The sequence below is a fragment of the Bradyrhizobium sp. PMVTL-01 genome, from assembly GCF_051861855.1.
GTDB lineage: Bacteria > Pseudomonadota > Alphaproteobacteria > Rhizobiales > Xanthobacteraceae > Bradyrhizobium.
The window spans coordinates 6194202-6216485 of record NZ_CP193982.1 but is presented as its reverse complement, the minus strand read 5'-3'; the positions used below and the strand labels follow the sequence as shown (position 1 = coordinate 6216485).

At 64.8% G+C, this 22284-nt stretch carries 20 protein-coding genes; 11 read left to right on the top strand and 9 right to left on the bottom strand.

Annotation, left to right across the window (positions count from 1 at the left end; translation table 11 throughout):
- Positions 1-33 precede the first annotated feature (33 nt).
- Both ACRQ5Q_RS30085 and ACRQ5Q_RS30080 read right to left on the bottom strand, forming a co-directional pair.
- Entirely contained in the window at positions 34-414 is a 381-nt protein-coding gene (locus tag ACRQ5Q_RS30085) for a VOC family protein (RefSeq protein ID WP_439393566.1), read from the bottom strand.
- 110 nt (positions 415-524) lie between these two features.
- Positions 525-1304 carry an SDR family NAD(P)-dependent oxidoreductase gene (locus ACRQ5Q_RS30080; RefSeq protein WP_439393564.1) on the bottom strand — a complete coding sequence of 260 codons (780 nt, stop codon included), beginning with the start codon at positions 1302-1304 and terminating at the stop codon, positions 525-527.
- A 167-nt stretch (positions 1305-1471) separates the two neighbouring features.
- On the opposite strand from ACRQ5Q_RS30080, the gene ACRQ5Q_RS30075 reads away from it, so the two are divergent.
- Genes ACRQ5Q_RS30075 through ACRQ5Q_RS30065 form a run of 3 tightly spaced genes read left to right on the top strand, consistent with a single transcriptional unit; the run spans position 1472 to position 3624 of the window.
- Positions 1472-2260, top strand: coding sequence for an enoyl-CoA hydratase/isomerase (locus ACRQ5Q_RS30075; RefSeq protein ID WP_439374198.1), 789 nt, complete (start codon positions 1472-1474; stop codon positions 2258-2260).
- The gene (locus ACRQ5Q_RS30070) at positions 2257-3243 is read left to right on the top strand and encodes a phosphotransferase family protein (RefSeq protein ID WP_439393562.1); all 987 of its coding nucleotides are present in this window, start codon (positions 2257-2259) and stop codon (positions 3241-3243) included. Before ACRQ5Q_RS30075 ends, ACRQ5Q_RS30070 begins: the two co-directional genes overlap by 4 nt.
- Positions 3244-3246: 3 nt before the next feature.
- Positions 3247-3624 carry a DUF6285 domain-containing protein gene (locus tag ACRQ5Q_RS30065; RefSeq protein WP_439374200.1) on the top strand — a complete coding sequence of 126 codons (378 nt, stop codon included), beginning with the start codon at positions 3247-3249 and terminating at the stop codon, positions 3622-3624.
- A gap of 117 nt (positions 3625-3741) precedes the next feature.
- On the opposite strand, the gene ACRQ5Q_RS30060 is transcribed toward ACRQ5Q_RS30065, so the two are convergent.
- Positions 3742-4521 (bottom strand): enoyl-CoA hydratase-related protein, encoded by a 780-nt coding sequence (locus ACRQ5Q_RS30060; protein ID WP_439374201.1) that lies wholly within the window; start codon positions 4519-4521, stop codon positions 3742-3744.
- A gap of 212 nt (positions 4522-4733) precedes the next feature.
- Here ACRQ5Q_RS30060 and ACRQ5Q_RS30055 point away from each other — a divergent pair, with 212 nt between their 5' ends.
- On the top strand, positions 4734-6008 hold the full coding sequence (locus ACRQ5Q_RS30055) for an acyl-CoA dehydrogenase family protein (RefSeq protein WP_439393560.1): 1275 nt from the start codon (positions 4734-4736) through the stop codon (positions 6006-6008).
- Between the two features lie 213 nt (positions 6009-6221).
- Here the strand turns inward: ACRQ5Q_RS30055 and ACRQ5Q_RS30050 are convergent, their stop codons facing one another.
- Both ACRQ5Q_RS30050 and ACRQ5Q_RS30045 read right to left on the bottom strand, forming a co-directional pair.
- Positions 6222-7799: a fatty acid--CoA ligase gene (locus tag ACRQ5Q_RS30050; protein WP_439393558.1), complete on the bottom strand. Its 1578-nt coding sequence runs from the start codon at positions 7797-7799 to the stop codon at positions 6222-6224.
- A 234-nt stretch (positions 7800-8033) separates the two neighbouring features.
- Entirely contained in the window at positions 8034-8906 is an 873-nt protein-coding gene (locus ACRQ5Q_RS30045; protein WP_439393556.1) for an SDR family oxidoreductase, read from the bottom strand.
- A gap of 105 nt (positions 8907-9011) precedes the next feature.
- Here ACRQ5Q_RS30045 and ACRQ5Q_RS30040 point away from each other — a divergent pair, with 105 nt between their 5' ends.
- The 5 genes from ACRQ5Q_RS30040 to ppc all read left to right on the top strand — a co-directional run bounded on the left by ACRQ5Q_RS30040 (position 9012) and on the right by ppc (position 16055).
- Positions 9012-9821 (top strand): crotonase/enoyl-CoA hydratase family protein, encoded by an 810-nt coding sequence (locus tag ACRQ5Q_RS30040; RefSeq protein WP_439374205.1) that lies wholly within the window; start codon positions 9012-9014, stop codon positions 9819-9821.
- A 128-nt stretch (positions 9822-9949) separates the two neighbouring features.
- The gene (locus ACRQ5Q_RS30035) at positions 9950-11494 is read left to right on the top strand and encodes an acyl-CoA synthetase (RefSeq protein ID WP_439393554.1); all 1545 of its coding nucleotides are present in this window, start codon (positions 9950-9952) and stop codon (positions 11492-11494) included.
- A gap of 111 nt (positions 11495-11605) precedes the next feature.
- Positions 11606-12697, top strand: a complete 1092-nt coding sequence (locus tag ACRQ5Q_RS30030; protein ID WP_439393552.1) for a rhomboid family intramembrane serine protease — start codon at positions 11606-11608, stop codon at positions 12695-12697.
- Positions 12698-12744: 47 nt separating this feature from the next.
- Positions 12745-13149 carry a YccF domain-containing protein gene (locus tag ACRQ5Q_RS30025; RefSeq protein WP_439393550.1) on the top strand — a complete coding sequence of 135 codons (405 nt, stop codon included), beginning with the start codon at positions 12745-12747 and terminating at the stop codon, positions 13147-13149.
- Positions 13150-13256: 107 nt separating this feature from the next.
- Entirely contained in the window at positions 13257-16055 is a 2799-nt protein-coding gene (gene ppc / locus ACRQ5Q_RS30020; protein WP_439393548.1) for a phosphoenolpyruvate carboxylase, read from the top strand.
- 56 nt (positions 16056-16111) lie between these two features.
- Here ppc and ACRQ5Q_RS30015 read toward each other — a convergent pair whose 3' ends face one another.
- From ACRQ5Q_RS30015 to ACRQ5Q_RS30000, 4 genes are all read right to left on the bottom strand, one after another.
- A complete protein-coding gene (locus ACRQ5Q_RS30015) occupies positions 16112-17278 on the bottom strand; it encodes an SMP-30/gluconolactonase/LRE family protein (RefSeq protein WP_439393546.1) in 1167 nt (388 codons plus the stop codon).
- A 113-nt stretch (positions 17279-17391) separates the two neighbouring features.
- Positions 17392-18306, bottom strand: a complete 915-nt coding sequence (locus ACRQ5Q_RS30010; protein ID WP_439393545.1) for an SDR family NAD(P)-dependent oxidoreductase — start codon at positions 18304-18306, stop codon at positions 17392-17394.
- Between the two features lie 138 nt (positions 18307-18444).
- A complete protein-coding gene (locus tag ACRQ5Q_RS30005; protein ID WP_439374211.1) occupies positions 18445-19584 on the bottom strand; it encodes a thiolase C-terminal domain-containing protein in 1140 nt (379 codons plus the stop codon).
- A gap of 3 nt (positions 19585-19587) precedes the next feature.
- The gene (locus tag ACRQ5Q_RS30000; protein WP_439393543.1) at positions 19588-20001 is read right to left on the bottom strand and encodes a Zn-ribbon domain-containing OB-fold protein; all 414 of its coding nucleotides are present in this window, start codon (positions 19999-20001) and stop codon (positions 19588-19590) included.
- A gap of 191 nt (positions 20002-20192) precedes the next feature.
- Between ACRQ5Q_RS30000 and ACRQ5Q_RS29995 the strand changes: the two genes are divergently transcribed.
- On the top strand, positions 20193-21548 hold the full coding sequence (locus ACRQ5Q_RS29995) for an amidase (protein ID WP_439393541.1): 1356 nt from the start codon (positions 20193-20195) through the stop codon (positions 21546-21548).
- Positions 21541-22227, top strand: a complete 687-nt coding sequence (locus ACRQ5Q_RS29990) for a DUF2848 domain-containing protein (protein WP_439374214.1) — start codon at positions 21541-21543, stop codon at positions 22225-22227. The genes ACRQ5Q_RS29995 and ACRQ5Q_RS29990 overlap by 8 nt, the downstream gene beginning before the upstream one ends.
- Positions 22228-22284 lie beyond the last annotated feature (57 nt).

The window sequence follows — 22284 nt, the reverse complement described above, 5'->3', positions numbered from 1 at the left end:
CTCCTCGCAATGACGAGGACAGTCCGGTCGGCCTCAAGCCGGCATCCGGTGCATCGCGCAGATCTTGTTGCCGTCCAGGTCGCGCAAGTAAGCGAGATAGAGCTTGTTGCCCGCGCCCTCGCGGATGCCGGGCGGATTTTCGATCGGCGTTCCGCCGGCCGCGACGCCGGCGGCGTGCCATCTGTCGACCTGCTCGGGCGAGTTGGCGGCAAAGCCGATGGTGCCGCCGTTCGCGCAGGTCGCCGGCTCGCCGTTGATCGGCTTCGTCACGGAGAACACGCCGGTCTTGGTGAAGTAGAAGATGCGGTGACCGTCGATCTTGGCGGGGCGCACCTCGAGCGTGCTCAGTAGGCTGTCGTAGAACGCCTTGGCCTTGTCGAGATCGTTGGTGCCGATCATCACGTGCGAGAACATTTGCCCATTCCCCTCAGTGTTTGTAGCCCGAATGGAGCGTAGCGAGATCCGGGTCTTGTTTGCTTCTTGGAAATCCCGGATTGCGCTTCGCTCCATCCGGGCTACGAGACTCAGAACGCCGTATAGCCGCCGTCGATCACGAACGTGTCCGCGGTGTGATAGGATGACGCCTTGCTCATCAGGTACACCGCAATGCCGCCGAAATCAGAAGGCTCTCCGAAGCGGCGCTGCGGAATGCGCGGCATCACGTTGGCGACGAATTTTTCGTTCGCCATGATGCCCGCGGTCATGTCGCTCTTGATCCAGCCGGGCAGGATCGCGTTCGCGGTGACGCCGTGGCGCGCGAGCTCGACGCCGAGCGCGCGGACCACCGCGTTGATCGCGGCCTTGGTCGCCGCATAGTGCTCGTTGCGCGCGGTGCCGAAGATCGAGGCGAGGCTCGAGGTCGCGACCAGCCGGCCGAAGGGATCGCCGGCACTGGCGCGGTCGACCATATGGCGGGCGGAGGCCTGGAATGAATGAAATACGCCGTCGAGATTGGTCGCAAACATCGAGCTCCATTCCTCTTCGGTGCGCTCGATGAAGGCGCGGCGGCCGCCGCCGCCGATGCCGGCGTTAGCGAAGCAACCGTCGACCCTGCCGAAGCTGTCGAGCGTCGCCTTCATCGCGGCATTCACGGAAGCTGGATCGGTGACGTCGCAAACGCGGGTATCCACCTTGCCTGACAGCCCCGCCATGCTCGCGGCAGCAGCCTTGTTCTTGTCAGCATTGCGGCCCCAGATCGAGACGTTGCAGCCCTGGCCGGCAAGCGCCTGCGCGATGCCGAGCCCGATGCCGCCATTGCCGCCGGTGATCACGGCGACGCGGCCCGAGAGGTCGAAAATGTTCATGGCGCGTTTCCTGTTCTTGGCATAAAGCGCGTCAGCAGCTGCGCACAAGATTGCTTGCTATGCTCCGATCACCATGGACAAGACCGCGCCAAAAATCAAATATGAGCCCCGGCAAAAAGTAATTCCGGTCTGCGAAACTGACGCAGGCCGCAACTGATGAGGAAACCATGCAGTTCAAACACGTCACGCTCGATTTCGATGGCTCGGTCGCGATCCTCAGGCTCGACCATCAGGAGGTGATGAACGCGGTCTCCATCGACATGCTCGGCGGCCTTGCCGAGGCGCTCGATACGATCGAGGAGAAGAAGGATGAGGTGCGCTGCGTCGTGCTGACCGGCGCGGGCCGCGCCTTCTGCACCGGCGCCAATCTCCAGGGCCGCAACAACCAGTCGAAGAAGACCAAGGCGGGCCTGACGCTGGAGACCGGCTTTCATCCCTTCCTGCGCCGCATCCGCAATCTGCACTGCCCCATCGTCACCGCGGTCAACGGGCCGGCGGCTGGCGCCGGCATGAGCTTCGCGCTGCTCGGCGACATGATCCTGTGCGCGCGGTCCTCTTACTTTCTGCAAGCCTTCCGCCGCATCGGCCTCGTGCCGGATTGCGGCTCGACCTGGCTGCTGCCGCGCCTCGTCGGCCGCGCGCGTTCGATCGAATTGTCGCTGATGGGCGAGCGGCTGCCGGCCGAGAAGGCGCTGGAATGGGGCCTCGTCAACCGTGTCTATGACGATGGCGTGCTGATGGAGGAGGCGATGAAGCTCGCGCGCGAGCTTGCCAGCGGCCCGACCGTGGCGCTGTCGCTGATCCGCAAGCTCTACTGGGACAGCCCGGAGAATTCCTTCGAGGACCAGCTCAATCTCGAATTCCAGTGCCAGCTCCGCGCCGGCGACACCCAGGATTTTCGCGAGGGTGTCGGCGCGTTCCTGGAGAAGCGTGCCGCGCAGTTCAAGGGCAAATGATCGAGACGGAGCTTTCGCGCAGCGTCCGGCGCTGGTACCCGGGCGCGACCGGCGTCACCGGTGCGGCAAAATTGTCCGGCGGCGCCAGCCAGGAGACCTGGCGCTTCGACATCGTGCATCCCAATGGGCCGATCGGCGCGATCCTGCGCCGCTCACCGAAGGGCTATGGCGCCGCTCCAACGCGTGCGGCGGGACTTGCCGCCGAAGCGCAGCTGATGCAGCTCGCGTTCGAGGCGGGCGTGCCGTCGCCGCGCGTGATGCATGTGCTGACGGCCGAGGATGATCTCGGCACCGGCTTCATCATGCAGCGGGTCGAGGGCGAGACCATCGCCCGCAAGATTCTTCGCGATGAAGAGTATGCGGCCGCGCGGCCGCTGCTTGCGGGACAGATCGGCGGCATTCTCGCGGGCCTGCACAGGCTGCCGCAGGACAAATTGCCCGCGCTGCGCAGCCGCGGCTCCACCCAGGAGATCTCCGAGTTCGAGCGCGACTATCGCAGCCTGAACTGGCCGAAGCCGGTATTCGAGCTGGCGCTGCGCTGGCTGCGCGACCACGATCCCGGCCCCTCCGTCGAGACCACGCTGGTGCACGGCGATTTCCGCAATGGCAATCTCATCATCGGCCCCGACGGTGTCCGCGCCGTGCTGGATTGGGAGCTCGCCCATCTCGGCGATCCCATGGAAGATCTCGGCTGGGTCTGCGTGAACTCCTGGCGTTTCGGCGAGATCGACAAGCCCGTCGGCGGTTTTGGCTCACGCGAGGAGCTGTTCGCCGGCTATGAAGCGGCAGGCCGAAAGGTCGACCCCGCGCGCGTAAAATTCTGGGAAGTGATGGGCACGCTGCGCTGGGGCATCATGTGCGGCGGCATGATGCAGCGTTTTCGCGAGGGGCCCGACCATTCCATGGAGCGCGCCATGATCGGCCGCCGCGCCTCCGAGACCGAGATCGATCTGTTGCGGCTGCTGGCGCCGCGCGGGAGCTGACGCATGCAGGATGAGCCAACGCCGATCGAGCTGACCAAGTCAGTCGCCGATTTCCTCCGCAACGACATAGCGCCGCTGATCTCCGGCCACCCGGCCTTCAAGCTGCGTGTCGCCATCAACATCCTCGATCTCGTCACGCGGCAACTGACGCAGGAGGAGGGAAGTGATGCCGTGGAAGTCGAACGCCTGCGCGCGCTGCTCGGCATCGATGGTTCGGTGAGCGAGCTCAACCGCGTACTCGCCGAGCGCATCGCGAGCGGCGAGGTCGATTTGGCGACCCCGGGTCTCGCCGAGCATCTGTGGGCGACCACGATGGACAAGCTCGCGGTGGATCAGCCGAATTACGCGTCCTACAAGCGGGAGCTGGAGCGGGGCGGGTAGGCAACGCTCATCCACCGTCATTGCGAGCGTAGCGAAGCAATCCAGAATCGATCCGCGGAGGCAGTCTGGATTGCTTCGTCGCAAGCGCTCCTCGCAAATGACCAGCGGAGAGACTTGTTACCTCCCCACCCATTTCGGCGGCCGCTTCTCCGAGAAGGCTTTCGGGCCCTCGATGTAGTCCTGCGAGGCCGCCATCGCCTGCACGGCCGGATAGTCGCGCTGCTCCGCGATCGCTTGCTCCAGTGATACGCCAAGCCCCCGTTGGATGGCCTGCTTGGATGCGCGGATCGACATTGGCGAGTTCTTGCTGATCATCTCCGCCCAACGCAGCGCGGCGTTGAGCGCCTCGCCCTGCGGCACCACCTCGTTGACGAAGCCGAGCTCAAGACCTTCCTTGGCGCTGACGTGGCGCGCGGTGAGGATCATGCCCATGGCGCGCTTCAGCCCGATCTGCCGCGGCAGCCGATGCAGGCCGCCGGCGAGCGCGGCGAGGCCAACACGCGGTTCCGGCAGGGCGAAGGTCGCGTTCTCCGCGGCGATGATCAGGTCGCAGGCGAGCGCGATCTCGAAACCGCCGCCCATGGCGACGCCGTTCACGGCAGCGATGATCGGCTTGTCGCAGTCGAAGCGCGAAGTCAGGCCGGCAAAGCCGCCCTTGTCCCAGCCGCGCTTGCCGCCGGCGGCCTGCCACTTCAGGTCATTGCCGGCGCAGAATGCCTTGTCGCCGGCGCCGGTGACGACCGCGATCCACTGCTCGGGATCGGCCGAGAACTCGTCGAACACTTTCTGAAGCTCGAAATGCGCGTCGGTGTGCAGCGCATTGTAGACCTCGGGCCGCGACAGCGTGACGATCGTGATCGGCCCCTTGCGTTCCACCTTGGAAAATCTCAGCTCCATCGCGCGCTCCCGCATTTTCTCGTGAAGGAATATTGGCGCCATACTACCGCGCGTTCGCGCCAGAGCACCATCGAATTGCGCTGGTACGCTTTGCGCACCTCACACGTCTCGGCTTGCTTGACTTGGCGAGGCTCTTCTCACCTTAATCGAGCGAAGCACAAATCTGCGTAGCGCCTTAACGCAAAACGACAAAATCAATCCGGGAGAGAGCCGTGGATTTCTCATTGCCTGCCGACCTCGTCGCCTATCTCGGAGAGCTCGATCGTTTCATCGAACGCGAGATCAAGCCGCTGGAGGAGGCCGACGACAACATCCGCTTCTTCGACCATCGCCGCGAATGGGCGCGCACCGATTTCGAGAATGGCGGCCTGCCGCGTCATGAATGGGAAGCGCTGCTGCGCAAGGCCAAGGATCTCGCCGACGCCGCCGGCCATCTGCGCTTTCCGGTGCCGAAGCAATATGGCGGCAAGGACGGCTCCAATCTGTGGATGGCCGTGATCCGCGAGCACTTTGCCGCAAAAGGCCTCGGCCTCCACAACGATCTCCAGAACGAGCATTCCATCGTCGGCAATTTCCCCGTCGTCACCATGCTCGACCGCTACGGCCGCGACGACCAGAAGGCGATGATCGACGGCTCGATCAGGGGCAAGTACCGCATCACGTTTGGATTGACGGAGCCGCATCACGGCTCGGACGCCACCCACATGGAGACGCGCGCGGTGCCCGCGACGCGCGACAACGTCAAGGGCTGGATCATCAACGGCGAGAAGATGTGGACCACCGGCATGCACGTCGCAACGCACTGCGCGCTGTTCGCGCGCACCAGCGGCAATGACGGCGATGCCCGCGGCATCACCTGCTTCCTGGTGCCGGCAAAGAGCCACGGCGTGAAGGTCGAAGAATACATGTGGACCTTCAACATGCCGACGGACCATCCCCGCGTCAGCTTCACCGACGTGTTCGTGCCCGAGGATGCGCAGTTCGGCGAGGTCGGCCGCGGCCTCTCCTTGGCGCAGTGCTTCGTGCACCAGAACCGCATCCGCCAGGCGGCGAGCTCGCTCGGCGCGGCGGTCCACTGCATCAACGAGAGCGTGAAGTACGCGCGGGAGCGAAAGCCATTCGGCAGGGCGCTGGCCGAGAACCAGGCGATCCAGTTCCCGCTGGTCGAGCTCGCGACCCAGGCCGAGATGCTGCGATTGTTGATCCGCAAGACCGCATGGGAGATGGACCAGCTCACCGAGGAGCAGATCGAGCGCACGCTCTCCGACCGCGTCTCAATGTGCAATTACTGGGCAAACCGCCTCTGCTGCGAAGCCGCCGACCGCGCCATGCAGGTTCACGGCGGCATGGGCTACTCGCGCCACAAGCCGTTCGAGCACATCTACCGCCACCACCGTCGCTATCGCATTACAGAGGGCAGCGAGGAGATTCAGATGCGCAAGGTGGCGGGGTTCCTGTTCGGCTATATGGGGCCGGGGAAGCATTGATGGCCGTGCGAATGCGACGAAGCGTCTTGCTGCGGCGGCAGTCTGGATTGCTTCGTCGCATCAGCGCAAAATTGCTATGCAATTTTGCCGCGAGCTCCTCGCAATGACGGGGAGAGAGGATGCGCACTGTCTCCACACCGTCATTGCGAGCGAAGCGAAGCAATCCAGAAATGTCACCGTTGAGGGACTATGGATTGTTGCGTCGTTCTGCCGTCAATTCACCCGTCGATCCTTCCCCGCCCAATACGGCTCGCGCAACTGTCGCCGCAAAATCTTGCCGCTTGGATTCCGCGGCAACGCCGGCAGGAACTCCACGCTCTTCGGCGTCTTGTAGCCGGCGATGCGCGTCCGGGTGAAGTTGATGATGTCGGTGGCGGTCGCCTGCTTGCCGGGCTTCATCACCACCACGGCCTTCACCGCTTCGCCCCATTTGTCGTCGGGCACGCCGATCACGGCGGCCTCGGCGACGTCTGGATGATCGCACAGCGCGCTCTCGACCTCGGCCGGGTAGATGTTCTCGCCGCCGGAGATGATCATGTCCTTGATGCGGTCGTGGATGTAGAGGTAGCCGTCCTCGTCCATGTAGCCGGCATCGCCGGTGCGCAGCCAGCCGTCACCGCGCAGGGTCGCGGCGGTCGCCTCCGGCAAATTCCAGTAGCCCGCCATGTTGGAGCCCGAGCGCGTTGCGATCTCGCCGACCTGCCGCGGCGGCAGCGGTTTGCCGTCGGCATCCAGGATGGCGATCTCGACACCCGGCAGCGCCTTTCCGGCCGAGCGCATCCGCTCCAGCCCCTCGACGTGATCTTCCGGCGGCAGCGCGACGATGGTGCCTGTCGTCTCGGTCATGCCGTACATCTGCACGAAGCCGCACTTGAAGACCTCGATGCACTCCTTCAGCAGCGCGGCGGGAATAGGCGAGGCGCCATACAGCATGTATTTCAGCCGCGAGAAATCCACCGTTTTGGCGCGCGGCTGCCGCACCACGAACTGCATCGCCGCCGGCACCATGAACAGTTTGGTGATGCCCGACTGCTCGAAGAAATCCAGCACCTTGGTCGGATCGAACTCGCGCGCGATCACGCCGCGGGCGCCGTGATAGAGCCCCATCACGCCCCAGCCCGAGCCGCCGATGTGGAAGATCGGCATCGCAACCAGCGAGACGTCGTCGGTCGACCACCGGTTCCACTCCGGCTTGTCCTCGGCATTGCCCGTCTGCACGAGGTTCAGGAAGTTCGCGTGCGACAGCATCGCGCCCTTCGGCTTGCCCGTCGTGCCCGACGTGTAGAGCTGGATCGCGATGTCCTTGGTGTCGATGGGCACCCTGGGATCATCTCCACTCTGCGCATCGCGCCAGGCCGCAAAGTCCTGCCACTCCGGCGCGCCGCCCTCGGTAGTGATGATCGTGCGCACGCCCGGAATCTGGTCCCTGATCTGGCGCACCTGTGTGACGAACTCCGGCCCGACGAACAGCACCGGCGCCTTGCAATCCGAAACGATGAAGGCGACCTCGGGCCCCGCGAGCCGCCAGTTCACCGGCGCCATCACCACGCCGGCCTTCATCGCGCCCATCAGCAGCTCGAAATAGAGATCGCTGTTCTTGCCGAGATAGGCGATGCGATCGCCCTTGTTCACGCCCATGGCGATCAGCGCGTTCGCGACCTTGTTGGTCTTGACGTCGAATTCGGCAAAGCTGGTGGCGCGGCCCTCGAACTCATAGGCGATGGCGCTGCCGCGGCTCTTCGCGCGCTCGCGCACCATGTCGGCGAGATTCGCCAATGGCTGTGTGGACATGTCTCTCCCGTGGCGTTTCGTTTTGGGGAGTGTGGCGTCATCCGCGGGTGAAGACAAGATGGTCCCCCGCTGTCATCCCGGACAAGGGCGCCTCAAGCGCGCGCAGATCGGGGACCCATAACCACACGGAGAGGTTTTGCGAAGACTCGGAGTTACCAGTCTCGCTACGACTTCTCCCTGTGCTTATGGGTCCCCGGCTCGCGCTACGCGCGCCCCGGGACGACAGCGGGGGCCTCACCCCCGCTTCGCCCGGTCCTTCTCGTTCTGCGCCATGATGCTCTCGCGCGCGGTCTTCCAGTCTTCGTCGCTCCAGTCGCGGAGCTGGTAGAAATTGCCGCCCATCGCGAGCGCCTGGCCGCCGTCCATGGCGATGGTCTCGCCGTTGATCCAGTCGCAGCCGCCGGAGATCAGGAACACCGCGAGGTTCTGCAACTCCTCCATGGTGCCGACGCGGCCCATCGGGTTCATCGCCCTGGTGCGCGCGCCGGCCTCGTCGCCAGGCTTGATACGCTTGCTCATGCCCTCGGTCGGGATCTCGCCCGGCGCGATGGTGTTGAGGCGGATGCCGTAGCGGCCCCATTCGGTCGCGAGCGACATCGTCATGGCGTGGATCGCCGATTTGCTCATCGCCGACGGCACGACATAGGGCGAGCCGTTGCGGACCCACGTCACTGTGATGGAGACGACGTTGCCGGGCTGCTTCAGGGCGATCCAGCGCTTGCCGATCGCGTGCGTGACGTAGAACGTGCCGTGCATGACGATATTGGCGACCGCGTCGAAGCCGCGCGGTGACAAATCCTCGCTCCGCGAGATGAAATTGCCGGCGGCATTGTTGATGAGGTCGGTGAGGGGTGCTTCGCGAAAAATGTTCTCGATCATCTCGTCGACCGCGAGCGCGTTGCGGATGTCGACGCCGTGGCTGGCGACACGGCCGCCATATTGGTCCATCAGCTCGGTCGCGGTCTCGTCGCACACGATCTTGCGCCGGCCGCAGATGTGCACCTCGGCCCCGAGTTGCAGGAAGCGCGCCGCCATCGACTTGCCGAGCCCGGTGCCGCCGCCGGTCACGAGAATGCGCCGTCCGGCCAGAAGATTTTCCTTGAACATCGTCGTTTCTCCCGTACGGATTGTCAGTTAATTGGTCGATTGACTAAATCCGGCCGTCAGCTTTCTGTAAAGCGGCACCTAACAAGAACAGGGGAGAATTCATCCATGGAAGAGCGCGTCTCGATCTCGATCTCGGAAGGTGTCGCCGACGTGCGCCTGGTGCGCGCGGACAAGATGAACGCGCTCGATCAGGCCATGTTCGAGGCCCTTGTTGCCGCAACCGACCGGCTTTCGAAGGACAAGAGCGTGCGCGTCGTCGTTCTTTCCGGCGAGGGCCGCGCCTTCTGCGCCGGTCTCGACATGGGACGTTTTGCCGCCATGAAGGAGAAAGGCGGCAACGGAATTCCGGGTGGCGAAAATCGCGATCTCACCAAGCGCACCCATGGCCAGGCGAACTTTCCGCAACAGGCGGTATGGGGATGGCGTCAGCTTCCGGTTCCCGTGATCGCGGCCGTGCATGGCGTCGCGTTCGGCGGCGGCTTCCAGCTCTCGCTCGGGGCGGACATGCGGTTCCTCAGCCCCGATGCCCGGATGTCGGTGATGGAGATCAAATGGGGCCTCGTCCCTGACATGGCGGGCACGCCGATCCTGGCCCAGCTGGTCCGCGACGACATCCTGCGCGAACTCACATACACGGGGCGCATCTTTTCCGCACAGGAGGCGATGACTTACGGTCTCGCGACGCGCATCTGCGATGATCCACGCGCGGCCGCCCTCGAAGTCGCGCGCGAGATCGCGGGCAAGAGCCCCGATGCGATCCGCGCGGCCAAGCGTCTGCTCAACAACCTCGCGGTCGATCCCGGCCGCGCACTGCTTGCCGAATCCGTCGAGCAGCAGAAGCTGATCGGCAGTGCGAACCAGACCGAGGCGGTGCGCGCCAACCTCGAGAAGCGCGCGCCGAAGTTTGCGGACTAGCACAGACCTCATCCCGAGGAGCCGCGAAGCGGCGTCTCGAGGGATGGGCCACGGGCTCCCATGGTTCGAGACGGCGCTGCGCGCCTCCTCACCATGAGGGTCGAGTTCCAACAACAAAGAAAACAACAATGAACCAAACGTCCCCATTTCTCGGCATCATCTCCGGCGAGCGCCGCCGCTCCCATGCCGAGGTTGCCAATCGCGCCGACCGCATCGCAAGCGGCCTCGCCAGGATCGGGGTCCGCCAGGGCGATTGCGTCTGCATGCTGATGCGCAACGACATCGCCTTCCTCGAGGCTGCTTACGCCGCAATGCGGCTCGGCGCTTACGGCGTGCCGATCAACTGGCACTTCAAGCCGGAGGAGATCAACTACATCCTTGGCGACACCGGCACGTCCGTGCTGATCGGGCATGCCGACATGCTGCACGTCCTGCGCGACGCGATCCCGAAAGGCGTCACCGTCCTCAGTGTGCCGACGCCGCCGGAGATCCTGTCCAACTACAAGATCGACCCGGATCAGTTGAAGACGCCGGACTTCGCGATCGATTTCGAAGCCTGGCTCGCGCAATTCCAGCCCTATGACGGTCCAATCGTGCCGCAGCCCATGAACATGATCTACACCTCGGGCACGACGGGCCATCCCAAGGGGGTGCGGCGCAACGCACCGACGCCGGAGCAGCAGGCCGCCGGCGAGCGCATGCGCGCGATGATCTATGGCCTCAAGCCCGGCGCCCGCGCGTTGCTGCCGGGCCCGCTCTATCATTCCGCGCCCAACTCGTTCGGCATCCGCGCCGGCAAGCTCGGCGGCGCCTTGGTGCTGATGCCGCGCTTCGAGGCCGAAGAATTTCTGGACCTGATCGAGCGGTTCAAGGTCGACACCATCTTCATGGTGCCGACCATGTTCATCCGCCTGATGAAGCTGCCGGAAGAGGTGCGCAGGAAGTACGACGTCTCTTCGCTGCGCCATGTCATCCACGCCGCCGCGCCGTGTCCGGCCGACGTCAAGCGCGCCATGATCGAATGGTGGGGGCCGGTGATCTACGAATTCTACGGCTCGACCGAATCCAGCGCCGTCACCTTCGCGACCTCCGAGGATGCCCTGAAGAAGCCCGGCACTGTCGGCAAGACATCACCCGGCGCCGAGCTGCGCTTCATCGGCGAGGACGGAAGCGTGCTGGGCGTCGGCGAGATCGGCGAGATCTATTCTCGCATGGCGGGGCTCGCCGACTTCACCTACCACAACAAGCCGGAGAAGCGCGCCGAGATCGACCGCGACGGCTTCATCACCTCCGGCGATGTCGGCTATATCGACGAGGACGGCTACGTCTTCATCTGCGACCGCAAGCGCGACATGGTGATCTCGGGCGGCGTCAACATCTATCCGGCCGAGATCGAATCCGTGCTGCACGCCGTGCCCGGCGTGCATGATTGCGCCGTGTTCGGCATTCCCGATGCCGAGTTCGGCGAGGCGCTGATGGCGGTCGTCGAGCCGCAAGCCGGCGTTACGCTCCACGCTGGCGAGGTCCGCGCGCGGTTGAAGACCTCGCTTGCCGACTACAAGGTGCCGAAACACATCGAGATCCGCACCGCGCTGCCGCGCGAAGATTCCGGAAAGATCTTCAAACGCCGGCTCCGAGATCCCTATTGGGAGCAGGCGGGACGGAAGATCTGAGAATGAACCCGTCGGGTGGCAAATCGGAGGCCCGGGGGCACGAGTGGAGTAGCAATCATCGGGCGGCTCGGCTAGGTTGCGGTTATCGCTTCCTGCAGCTTGTGATCTTCCATGCCATCTTACCGTGCCAGTCCCGGCTTCTTCGAAGTTCCCCATGCCGCCGTCTTCGCGCTGATGACGGTCACGGTCCTCGCATCAGGCTTCTGCTTCATACAGGCAGGCGGCGCGGCGGCGCCGGCGGAGCTGCTGTATCGCTACGGCGGCATGTATGCGACCGCGATCGCGCGACACGAGTACTGGCGCCTCGTTGCATATGGCTTCCTGCATGTCAATTTCGTCCACCTTACCATGAACATGTTGTGTCTCGTGCTGTGGGGCGGACATCTCGAGCGGCGGGTCGGAGCGGCCTATTTCCTCATCATCTATCTCTGCGCCATGGTGTTCGGCGCCGTCATCGGTAATGGCATCCATTCCACGCCCTATTTGACGGTCGGCGCGTCCGGTGCCACGTCGGGCATTCTGGGCGCGCTGCTGTGCCTGTGGATCCTCGGCAAGCTCGATGTCAGGTTCGACTTCTTCGCGATCAATATCGGATTGAACATCGCGTTTGCGCTCGGCAATTCGCGGATCGACTGGGGCGTCCATCTCGGTGGTTTTGCGGCCGGGCTGATCGCCTGCGCAGTGCTGGACCTGATCGAGAAGGCGAACGTCTGGCTGCTTCGTTGCAAGTTTCCCGAAACCGTGAAGGTCAATCTCACCCTGCTTGGCTGTGTCGCTGCGCTTTGGGCCTGGAGCGGTCAGGCTCAGGCGATCGCAGCGGCGGGTTCTGGACGGGGCCCGGCCATCGTTGTCGTGATCGCATGTTGTGCCGTCGTGAAGACGATTGATCTCGCACTCTCCATCAAGAAGGGCCTCGCGATCGTCGTAACGGCCCTGGCCGGAGCGAACGCTGCCGCCGTGATGCTGTCCGGCTGGGCTCTGGCATCGTCCTGCAGCCCGCCCTGGCCGACCGGGTCCGTTCCGCTCGACAGTTTCCTCGTCACGTTCTGTCCCAATCCTGTTCTCATTTCGGGGTTAGGCGCGATTGGGGCCGCCGCGTTGACGCTTTGGCTCTGCTCGAAAGAGATCTCGCGCGGGATGGAGGATGTCGGATTTGTCAGCGCCTCGCTGCGTGCCGAACGCAGCCGGCGTCATGGACTATGACCGCAGCGGTCGTGCTATAAGAGGGCTCATCGACCGCGGATCATCCCATGACCCCCGTTTCCATCCTGCTCAACATCCTCTGGATTCTCATTGGCGGCGCCTGGATGGCGTTCGGCTGGCTCGTGGCCGCCGTCATCATGGCCATCACCATCATCGGCCTGCCCTGGGCGCGGGCGGCCTTCAATATCGCCGTCTACACGCTGCTGCCGTTCGGCTCGCGGGCGGTCAACCGTTACGAGGTCACCGGTGTCGAGGATATCGGCACCGGGCCGCTCGGGGTGATCGGCAACATTATCTGGTTCGTGCTCGCCGGCTGGTGGCTGGCGCTCGGCCACCTCGTGACCGCGCTGGTCCTGGCCGTCACCATGATCGGCATTCCCTTCGCCTGGGCCCATCTGAAGCTCGCGGGCATCGCGCTGTGGCCGATCGGAAAGGTGATCGTGCCGGCCTGATATCCCGGAGTGTGCGCCGCCCCCAACTTCACCTTGCGCTGCGGCAAAAAACTTGCACACTCGGAAGGCCGGGGAGCCATAGGGAGCTCTAGAAGGGGAGCGAGCCGATGTCCCTCCAGACCGTAACATCCGACGCCACCGAGCATCGCCCGAACCGCCCCGAGGACGCGCAGGCGCTGGAAGCGGATGCCCGGCTGCGCGACGACATCCGCCTGCTCGGGCGCATCCTGGGCGACACGGTGCGCGACCAGGAGGGAGCCGATGTGTTCGACCTGGTCGAGCGCATCCGGCAGACCTCGATCCGGTTCCACCGCGACGAGGACCGGCTCGCCCGCCGCGAGCTCGAGCAGATCCTCGACAGCATGTCGACCTCCGAGACGGTGCGGATCGTCCGCGCCTTCAGCTATTTCTCCCACCTGGCCAACATCGCCGAGGACCAGAACAACATTCGCCAGATGCGCGCCCGCAGCGCCGCCAAAACCGGCGGCTCCGGCGTGCTGGCGGAGACGCTGGCGCACGCCAAGGCGGCGGGCATCGGCGCCGACCAGCTCCGCAGCTTCTTCAAGACCGCCCTCGTCAGCCCGGTCCTGACCGCGCACCCGACCGAGGTGCGCCGCAAGAGCACCATGGACCGCGAGATGGAGGTGGCAAGCCTGCTCGATCGCCGCGAGCGCGTCGCGCTCACCGCGGACGAGGCGGCCGCCAGCGACGAGCAGCTTCGCCGCGAGGTGCTGACGCTGTGGCAGACCAACCTGTTGCGCCGGACCAAGCTCACCGTGCTCGACGAGGTCGCCAATGGCCTGTCGTTCTACGATTATACCTTCCTGCGCGAGGTGCCGCGGCTGGTGAACGTGCTGGAGGACCGGCTGGAGGAGGGCGGCGAGGCTGCGACGAGCGAGCTCGCCTCGTTCCTGCGCATGGGCAGCTGGATCGGCGGCGACCGCGACGGCAATCCCTTCGTCACTGCCGACGTCATGCGCGGCACGCTGCGGCTGCAGTCGAGCCGGGTCATGCAGTTCTATCTGAACGAGCTGCACGTGCTCGGCTCCGAGCTGTCGATCGCAGCACATCTCGCCGATGTCTCCGAGGAGCTGCGCACCCTGGCGGAGCGCTCGCCGGACACCTCGCCGCACCGGAGCGGCGAGCCCTATCGCCTCGCGGTGTCGGGCATCTACGCGCGCCTGACAGCGACGGCCGAAAAGCTCGAGGTCGAGATCACGCGCCGGCCGGTCGGCAAGGGTGCGCCTTACGAGAGCGTCAGGGAGTTGCAGGCCGATCTCGACGTGCTGCACCGTTCGCTGATCTCCAACAACGCCCGCGTCATCGCCCGCGGCCGGCTCCGGCTGCTGCGCCGCGCAGTGGACTGCTTCGGCTTCCATCTGGCGCGGCTCGACATCCGCCAGAACTCGGCGGTGCACGAGCGCACCATTGCCGAGCTGATCGACGCAGCCAATCCCGGCATGTCCTATCTCGCGCTCGGCGAAGAGGCGCGCATCTCGCTGCTGACGAACGAGCTGCGCTCGACACGCTCGCTGGTCTCGCCATTCGTCAAATACAGTGACGAGACCATGGGCGAGCTCAACGTGTTCCATGCTGCAGCCGAAGCGCATGCGAAGTTCGGCTCGGACGCGATTCCCCAATGCATCATCTCGATGTGCAAGGGCATGTCCGACATGCTCGAGGTCGCGGTGCTCCTGAAGGAGGTCGGCCTCGTCCATCCCTCCGGGCGCAGCGCCATCAACATCGTGCCGCTGTTCGAGACCATCGAGGATCTGCAGGCCTCATCCGGCATCATGGACCGCATGCTGTCGCTGCACGATTACCGTCGCCTCGTCGACAGTCGGGGCAGCGTGCAGGAGGTGATGCTCGGCTATTCCGACTCGAACAAGGACGGCGGTTTCGTTACCTCGGGCTGGGAGCTCTACAAGGCCGAGATCGGCCTCGTCGAGGTGTTCGAGCGCCACCACGTCCGGTTGCGCCTGTTCCACGGCCGCGGCGGCTCGGTCGGCCGCGGCGGCGGGCCGAGCTATGATGCCATCATCGCGCAGCCCGGCGGCGCGGTGAACGGCCAGATCCGCATCACCGAGCAGGGCGAGATCATCTCATCGAAATATTCCAACGCCGAAGTCGGCCGCAACAATCTGGAGATCCTGGCAGCCGCGACGCTCGAAGCAAGCTTATTGCATCCGCGCCAGAGCGCGCCTCGCCGCGAGTATCTGGTCGCGATGGACGAGCTTTCGAATCTCGCCTTCAAGGCCTATCGCGGCCTCGTCTACGAGACCGAAGGCTTCGTCGATTACTTCTGGGCGTCCACTGTCATCAACGAGATCGCGACGTTGAACATCGGCAGCCGCCCGGCCTCGCGCAAGAAGACCCGCGCGATCGAGGATCTGCGCGCGATTCCCTGGGTGTTCTCCTGGGCGCAATGCCGCCTGATGCTGCCGGGCTGGTACGGCTTTGGCAGCGCGGTCGAGCAGTGGATCGCGGAGCATCCGCAACAGGGCATGCCGTTCCTGAAAGAGCTCTACAAGGAATGGCCGTTCTTCCGCATGCTGCTGTCGAACATGGACATGGTGCTGGCAAAAAGCTCGATCGCGATCGCCTCGCGCTATGCCGAGCTCGTGCCGGATGAGGCCTTGCGCGAAAAGATCTTCGGCCGCATCCGCCGGGAATGGCATTCCTGCATCGAGACGCTGCTCGACATCATGGGCCAGGACCGGCTGCTGCAGGGCAACCCGCTGCTGGAGCGCTCCGTGCGCCACCGCTTCCCTTACCTCGATCCGCTCAACCACGTGCAGGTCCAGCTGTTGAAAGAGCATCGCGCGCAGAATCCCGACGAGCAGGTGCTGCGCGGGATTCAGCTGACGATCAACGGGATCTCGGCGGGGCTGAGGAATACGGGGTAGGGATAGCGAACAGACGGGCGCGCCGCCCGCTCTTCGCTACCCCACCCGCTATTCGGTCAAGGCTTCATCGCGCCCTGCACACTGGTGTAGACGGCATAGAGCGATGTCGAGCCGCAAATATACAGCCTGTTTCGCTGCTGGCCGCCGAAGCACAGGTTTGCCACGGTCTCCGGAATATGGATCTTGCCGAGCAACTCGCCCGATGCCGTGTAGCAGCGCACGCCGTCTTCGTTCGGATCACCCCAGCCGACCGAACACCAGACCCGGCCTTCGGTGTCGCAGCGGACGCCGTCGGTGATGCTCGGTTTGGGCATCTCGGCGAAGACCTTGCTGTTCGATACCTTCCCCCCAGCCACATCGAGGTCGAACACGCGGATATGGGATGGGTTGTCCGGCCCATCGGTGAAGCCGGTGTCGCAGATGTAGAGCTTCTTCTCGTCGGGTGAGATGGCGAGCCCGTTGGGCTCCACAAAATCGTCGACCACGACCTTGACCTCTCCGGACTTGGGGTCGACCCGATAGACATTCTTTTTCTCCTGCTCGGGTTCGGCTTTGATACCCTCATAGAAGCCGCCGATGCCGTAGGCAGGATCGGTAAACCAGATCGCGCCATCGGCCGTGACCACCGCATCGTTGGGCGAATTCAGTCGCTTGCCGTTGAATTTGTCCGCAATGATGGTGATCGAGCCGTCGAGTTCGGTCCGCGTCACGCGCCGGCCGCTATGCTCGCATGTGATCAGGCGTCCTTCGCGATCGATGGTGTTGCCGTTCGAGTTCATCGAGGGCTGGCGGTAGACGCTGAGGTGACCGTCATCCTCCGAGAAGCGCATGATGCGGTTGTTCGGAATATCGCTGAACAACAGGTATCGCCCGGCTGCGAAGTACACCGGGCCCTCAGCCCAGCGAAAGCCGGTGGCGACGCGCTCGACGGCCATGGTGCCGGCGAAGGCTGGAAAACCGGGGGGCCCGAATGTCGGCGGTCCCTTCTTGGCGGATTCCAGGTGGGAGTCGGGGTAGCGGCTCCCCGGCAGTGGACCCAGGGGCAATGGCGCCGTTGATCTCGTCGGCGCGCCCGTCTGGCCCAAGGGCGCCACGGAGGCTGCCAGGGCGGCATTCACGGAAACGCCCGTCGCCGCAACGGCGGCCGCCGCGCCCTTCAACAGGGTGCGGCGCGCAAGAAAGGGCTCGCTGGGTTCGACAGAAATGGTCAGTGGTTTCGTCATAGTCGCCTCCCATATTTTTGTTTGGGAGGAAACCATCCGCCGGCAATCGGGCGTAAAGCGGGCGATCCCCGGCCGGGCAACCGGAGATCGCAATGCAGCAAAGCTGGGACCGGCTAGACGGGGTCCCAGGTGAAGATGTCGGCCGAGCGGTCTAGCTTGTAGAACGAGCCCTTTAGCGCCGGCATGCCGTGTTCCGCGATCGATTGCGGGGTCCAGCCTTCGCTCCGCTGCACCGAGCGGATCGGCCGGTTCTGGCTGAACAGGAAGATCTCGTTCATGCGCACGCCGAAGATCTGCCCCGTGACGTCCTTGGCGGAATCGCCGAGCAGATAGCCGCAGAGCGGTGCGATCTTCTCCGGTCCCATCTGCTTGATCTTCTCGACGCGCGCCTTCTCGGCATCGGTCTCGGTCGGGATGGTGCCGATCATGCGGGTCCAGGCGAACGGCGAGACGCAGTTGGAGCGGACGTTGAAGCGGCCCATGTCGAGCGCGATCGACTTCGACAGCCCGACGATGCCGAGCTTGGCGGCGGCGTAGTTGGCCTGGCCAAAGTTGCCGATCAGGCCCGAGGTCGAGGTGAAGTGGACGAACGAGCCCGACTCCTGCTCGCGGAAGATCCGCGCTGCGGCGTGGCTGACGTAGAACGAGCCCATCAGGTGCACCTTGATGACGGCCTCGAACGCTTCCACGCTCATCTTGTGGAAGATCATGTCGCGCAGAATGCCGGCATTGTTGACGACGCCGTCGAGCCGGCCGAAATGATCGGTCGCGGTCTTCACGATCTTGCTGGCGGGGATCGCTTCGGCGACCGACTCGAAATTGGCGACCGCGGTGCCGCCGCGCTTCCTGATCTCCTCGACCACTTCTTCGGCCGGAGCAGCGTTCGAGCCGGCGCCGTCGGCGGCCCCGCCGGGATCGTTGACGACGACCTTGGCGCCTTCGCCGGCGCACAAGAGAGCGATCTCGCGCCCGATGCCGCGGCCTGCGCCGGTGACGATGATGACCTTGTCTTGCAGTGATTTGCTCATGTGGGTTCTCCGCCAGCCGTTCCAAATTCCACCGTCATTCCGGGGCGCGCCTCTTGGCGCGAGCCCGAAATCCATAACCACCATCGGGAGTATGGATTCCGGGCCTGCGCCTTCGGCGCATCCCGGAATGACGGGCTGTTACCTCTCGTTCGTAAACACGATCGTGCCTGACGCCGCGAACATGCCGCCGACGCCGTGGCACACTGAAATCTTCGCATTCGGGACCTGCGCCGGTGCGATGCCGCGCATCTGGCGCACGCTCTCCTGAAGCGCGTACATGCCGTACATGCCGGAATGCATGTAGCTCAATCCGCCGCCATTGGTGTTGAGCGGCAGCTTGGCCCCGGGGCGCGTATTGCCGTCCGCGATGAATTGGCCGGTCTCTTCATACGGCATGAAGCCGAGATCGCCGAGCCCGAACAGCGGCAGATGAGCAAACGCATCGTAGATCATGAGATGATCGACGTCCTTGTGGGCGATGCCGGCCTCCTTGAAGGCGAGGGGGCCGGCAACCTTGAAGGCGCGCGAGGAGTTGAACGTCTCCATCTGGCTGACCATCGGCGTCTCCACGCTTTCGCCGGTGCCCATGATGTAGACCGGTTTGCGAGGAAAATCCCTGGCGCGGTCGGCCGAGGTCAGGATCAGCGCGCCGCCGCCGTCGGTGACGAGGCAGCATTGCAGAAGGCGGAACGGATAGGCGATCATGCGCGAGTTGAGCACGTCGGCGACCGTGATCGGGTCCTTCATCATCGCGCGCGGATTCTTCGCGGCCCATTCCCGCTGCACCACCGCAACCGAAGCCAGCTGCTCGTGGGTGATGCCGTAGGTCTTCATGAAGCGCAGCACCGGGATGGGGAACATGCTGGGCGGGCCGTAGACGCCATAGGGCGCCTCGAACTGGCCTTGCAGGCTGTCGGCAGGGATCGAGCGCGGCAGCTTGCCGATCATCGACTTGCCACTCTCGGCGTGGGTGATCAGGACGGTCTTGCACAGGCCGGCCTCGATCGCAGCCGCCGCGTGGCGGACGTGCAGCATGAACGAGCAGCCGCCGACCGAGGTGCCGTCCACCCAGGTCGGCTTGATGCCGAGATAGTGGCAGACCTGCTGCGGCGTTTCGACCGCGGTGGCAAAGCCGTCGATGTCGGACAGCTTCAGCCCGGCATCGGCAATGGCATTGAGCGCCGCATCCGCGTGGAGCTGGAGCTGCGAGGCGTTGGGGATGACACCGAGCTCGGTGGTCTCGGCCGCGCCGACGACGGCAACCTGGTTCCTGCGCATGCTCTACCCCTTCACCGGACGAAACACGGGGAGGGTGAACTTGTCGTCGAGCTCCTGGAAAGCGACCTCGAGCTTCATGTCGAGCTCGAGCGCCTCCGGGGTTTGCGGGCAGTCGATGATGTTGCTCATCATCCGCGGGCCCTCGGCGAGCTCGACCACCGCGATCGCGTAGGGCGGCGTGAAGCCGGGCGCGGCGGGGCGGTGGTTGATCACGTAACTGTAGAGGAAACCCCTGCCGCTCGCCTTGAAGATGCTGACCTTGCGCGAGGCGCAGGATGGGCAGAACGGGCGAGGCGGGAAGTAGACATGCGCGCAGGCGTCGCAGCGTTGCAGGCGCAGCTCGCCGGCCTTGGTGCCGTCCCAGAAATGCTGGGTTTCCGGCGTCGGTTTCGGTCGCGCGCGCTGCGGTTCGGCCATCTCGGAACGCCCTCCCAGGACTTCTTTCGACGATGGGCAGGCGCTACGCCTGCCTGTTTCGATTGATGCGACAATCGACCATCGTGCGTCAACGGTCCAGCAATGCGCATGCATGCCATCATGCGCACAATGCTTGTGTCGAACTGAGCCAGCGCTATAGATTGCGCGCGCCAATATTCCGTGAGACAGACATGCCCGATTTTCCGACACTGGCCAAGCTCGCCGACGACCTCGAAAGCGGCCGCACCACCTCCCGCAAGCTGGTCGAGGCGTGCATCGCCAGGATCGCCGATCCCGCCGGCGAGGGGCAGCGCACCTTCATCCATGTCGACAAGGATGCCGCGCTGGCGACCGCCGACGCCATGGATGCCCTGCGCAAGGTCAAGGCGGCGCCCTCGCGCTACGCCGGCATTCCCATCTCGATCAAGGATCTGTTCGACGTCAAGGGGCAGACGACGCGCGCCGGCTCCCGTGCGCTCGATGATTCCGATCCGGCCGAGCACGATGCGGTGGCGGTCGCCCGGCTGCGCAATGCCGGCTTCGTGCTGATCGGGCGCACCAACATGACCGAGTTTGCCTATTCCGGGATCGGCATCAATCCGCATTACGGCACGCCGAAGGGTGCCTGGAACCGGGCCGATGGTCGGGGCCATGTGCCCGGCGGCTCCTCCTCGGGCGCCGCGGTCTCCGTGCTCGACGGCATGGCGCATGGCGCGCTCGGCACCGACACCGGTGGCTCCTGCCGGATTCCGGCAGCCTTCAACGGCATCGTCGGCTACAAGCCGACGCAGTGCCGCGTTCCGCTCGATGGCTCCGTGCCGCTGTCCTTCTCGCTCGACAGCATCGGGCCACTGGCGCGATCGGTCAGCTGCTGTGCCATACTCGACGCCGTGCTCGCGGGCGAGCCGATCGTCGCGCTGAAGCCGCGTCCCCTGAAGGGCATGCGGCTCGCGGTGCCGACCACGATCGCGCTCGACGATCTCGACGCGGCGGTCTCCGAGACTTTCGAGCGCGCGCTGAAGACGTTGGCCGACCACGGCGCAGCCATCGAGCGGATCGAGATGGCCGAATTCCACGACATCGGCCCGATGAACGCCAAGGGCGGCTTCGCTGCCTCCGAGAGCTATGCCTGGCACCGCTATCTCATCACGGCCAAGGGCGACGTCTACGATCCCCGCGTCTTCGTCCGCATCATGCGCGGCGAGGCGCAGAGCGCGGCCGACTACATCGATCTGCTCAACGAGCGCCGCTCGCTGATCGCCCGCGTCAACGCCCGCATCGCGCCCTATGACGCCCTGGTGCTGCCGACCACCGCCAATACGCCGCCGAAGATCGCGGACCTTGCCGACGACAAGGCGTTCACCACCCAGAACCTGCGCGCGCTGCGCAACTGCACCCTCATCAACATGATCGACGGCTGCGCCATCTCGCTGCCCTGCCATCGCGAGGGTGACGTCCCGGTCGGCCTGATGCTGGCGGGCGCCGGCGGCTCGGACCGCCGCATCTTTGAACTTGCTGCCGGCATGGAGGCCGTCATTCGTGTTTGATCTCACTTTCATCGTCGACGCCCAGGACACCACCACGCCGCTGACCTTGGCGATCGACCAGATGGTCATTGCCGGCTGGACCGGCCGCGACCCGGTCGCGCGCGACAAGCACATCGCCGAGCTGCAGGAGATGGGCATCGCCCCCCCTGCCTCGACGCCGATCTACTACCGTGCATCGGCGCGGCGGCTGACCCAGGAAGACAGCATCGAATGCACCGGTGGCGATTCCAGTGGCGAGGTCGAGTTCGTGCTGATCGGCTGGCAGGGCCGCATCTTCGTCGGCTGCGGCTCCGACCACACCGATCGCAAGGTCGAGGCCTATAACGTCACGGTCTCCAAGCAGATGTGTGACAAGCCGATCGCGTCGACGCTGTGGGAGCTCGAGGACGTCATCGGCCACTGGGACAAGATGATCCTGCGCTCTTATGCCACCATCAAGGGCGAGCGCGTGCTCTACCAGGAGGGCACGCTGGATGCGATGCTGCCGGTCACTGATCTGATCGCGCGCGGCTTCGAAGGCGGCAAGTTCCCCGATGGCTGCGCCATGTTCGGCGGGACGTTTGCGGCCAAGGGCGGCATTCGCCCGGCCGACCGCTTCGACTTCGAGCTCGAGGACCCCGTGCTGAAGCGGACGATCAGGCACGGGTATGACGTGACGACGCTGCCGGTGAGGGGCTGAGGCGCCTCCCCCGATATTGAGAGCGCAACTCTCTCCTCCCTCATTGCGAGGAGCCCT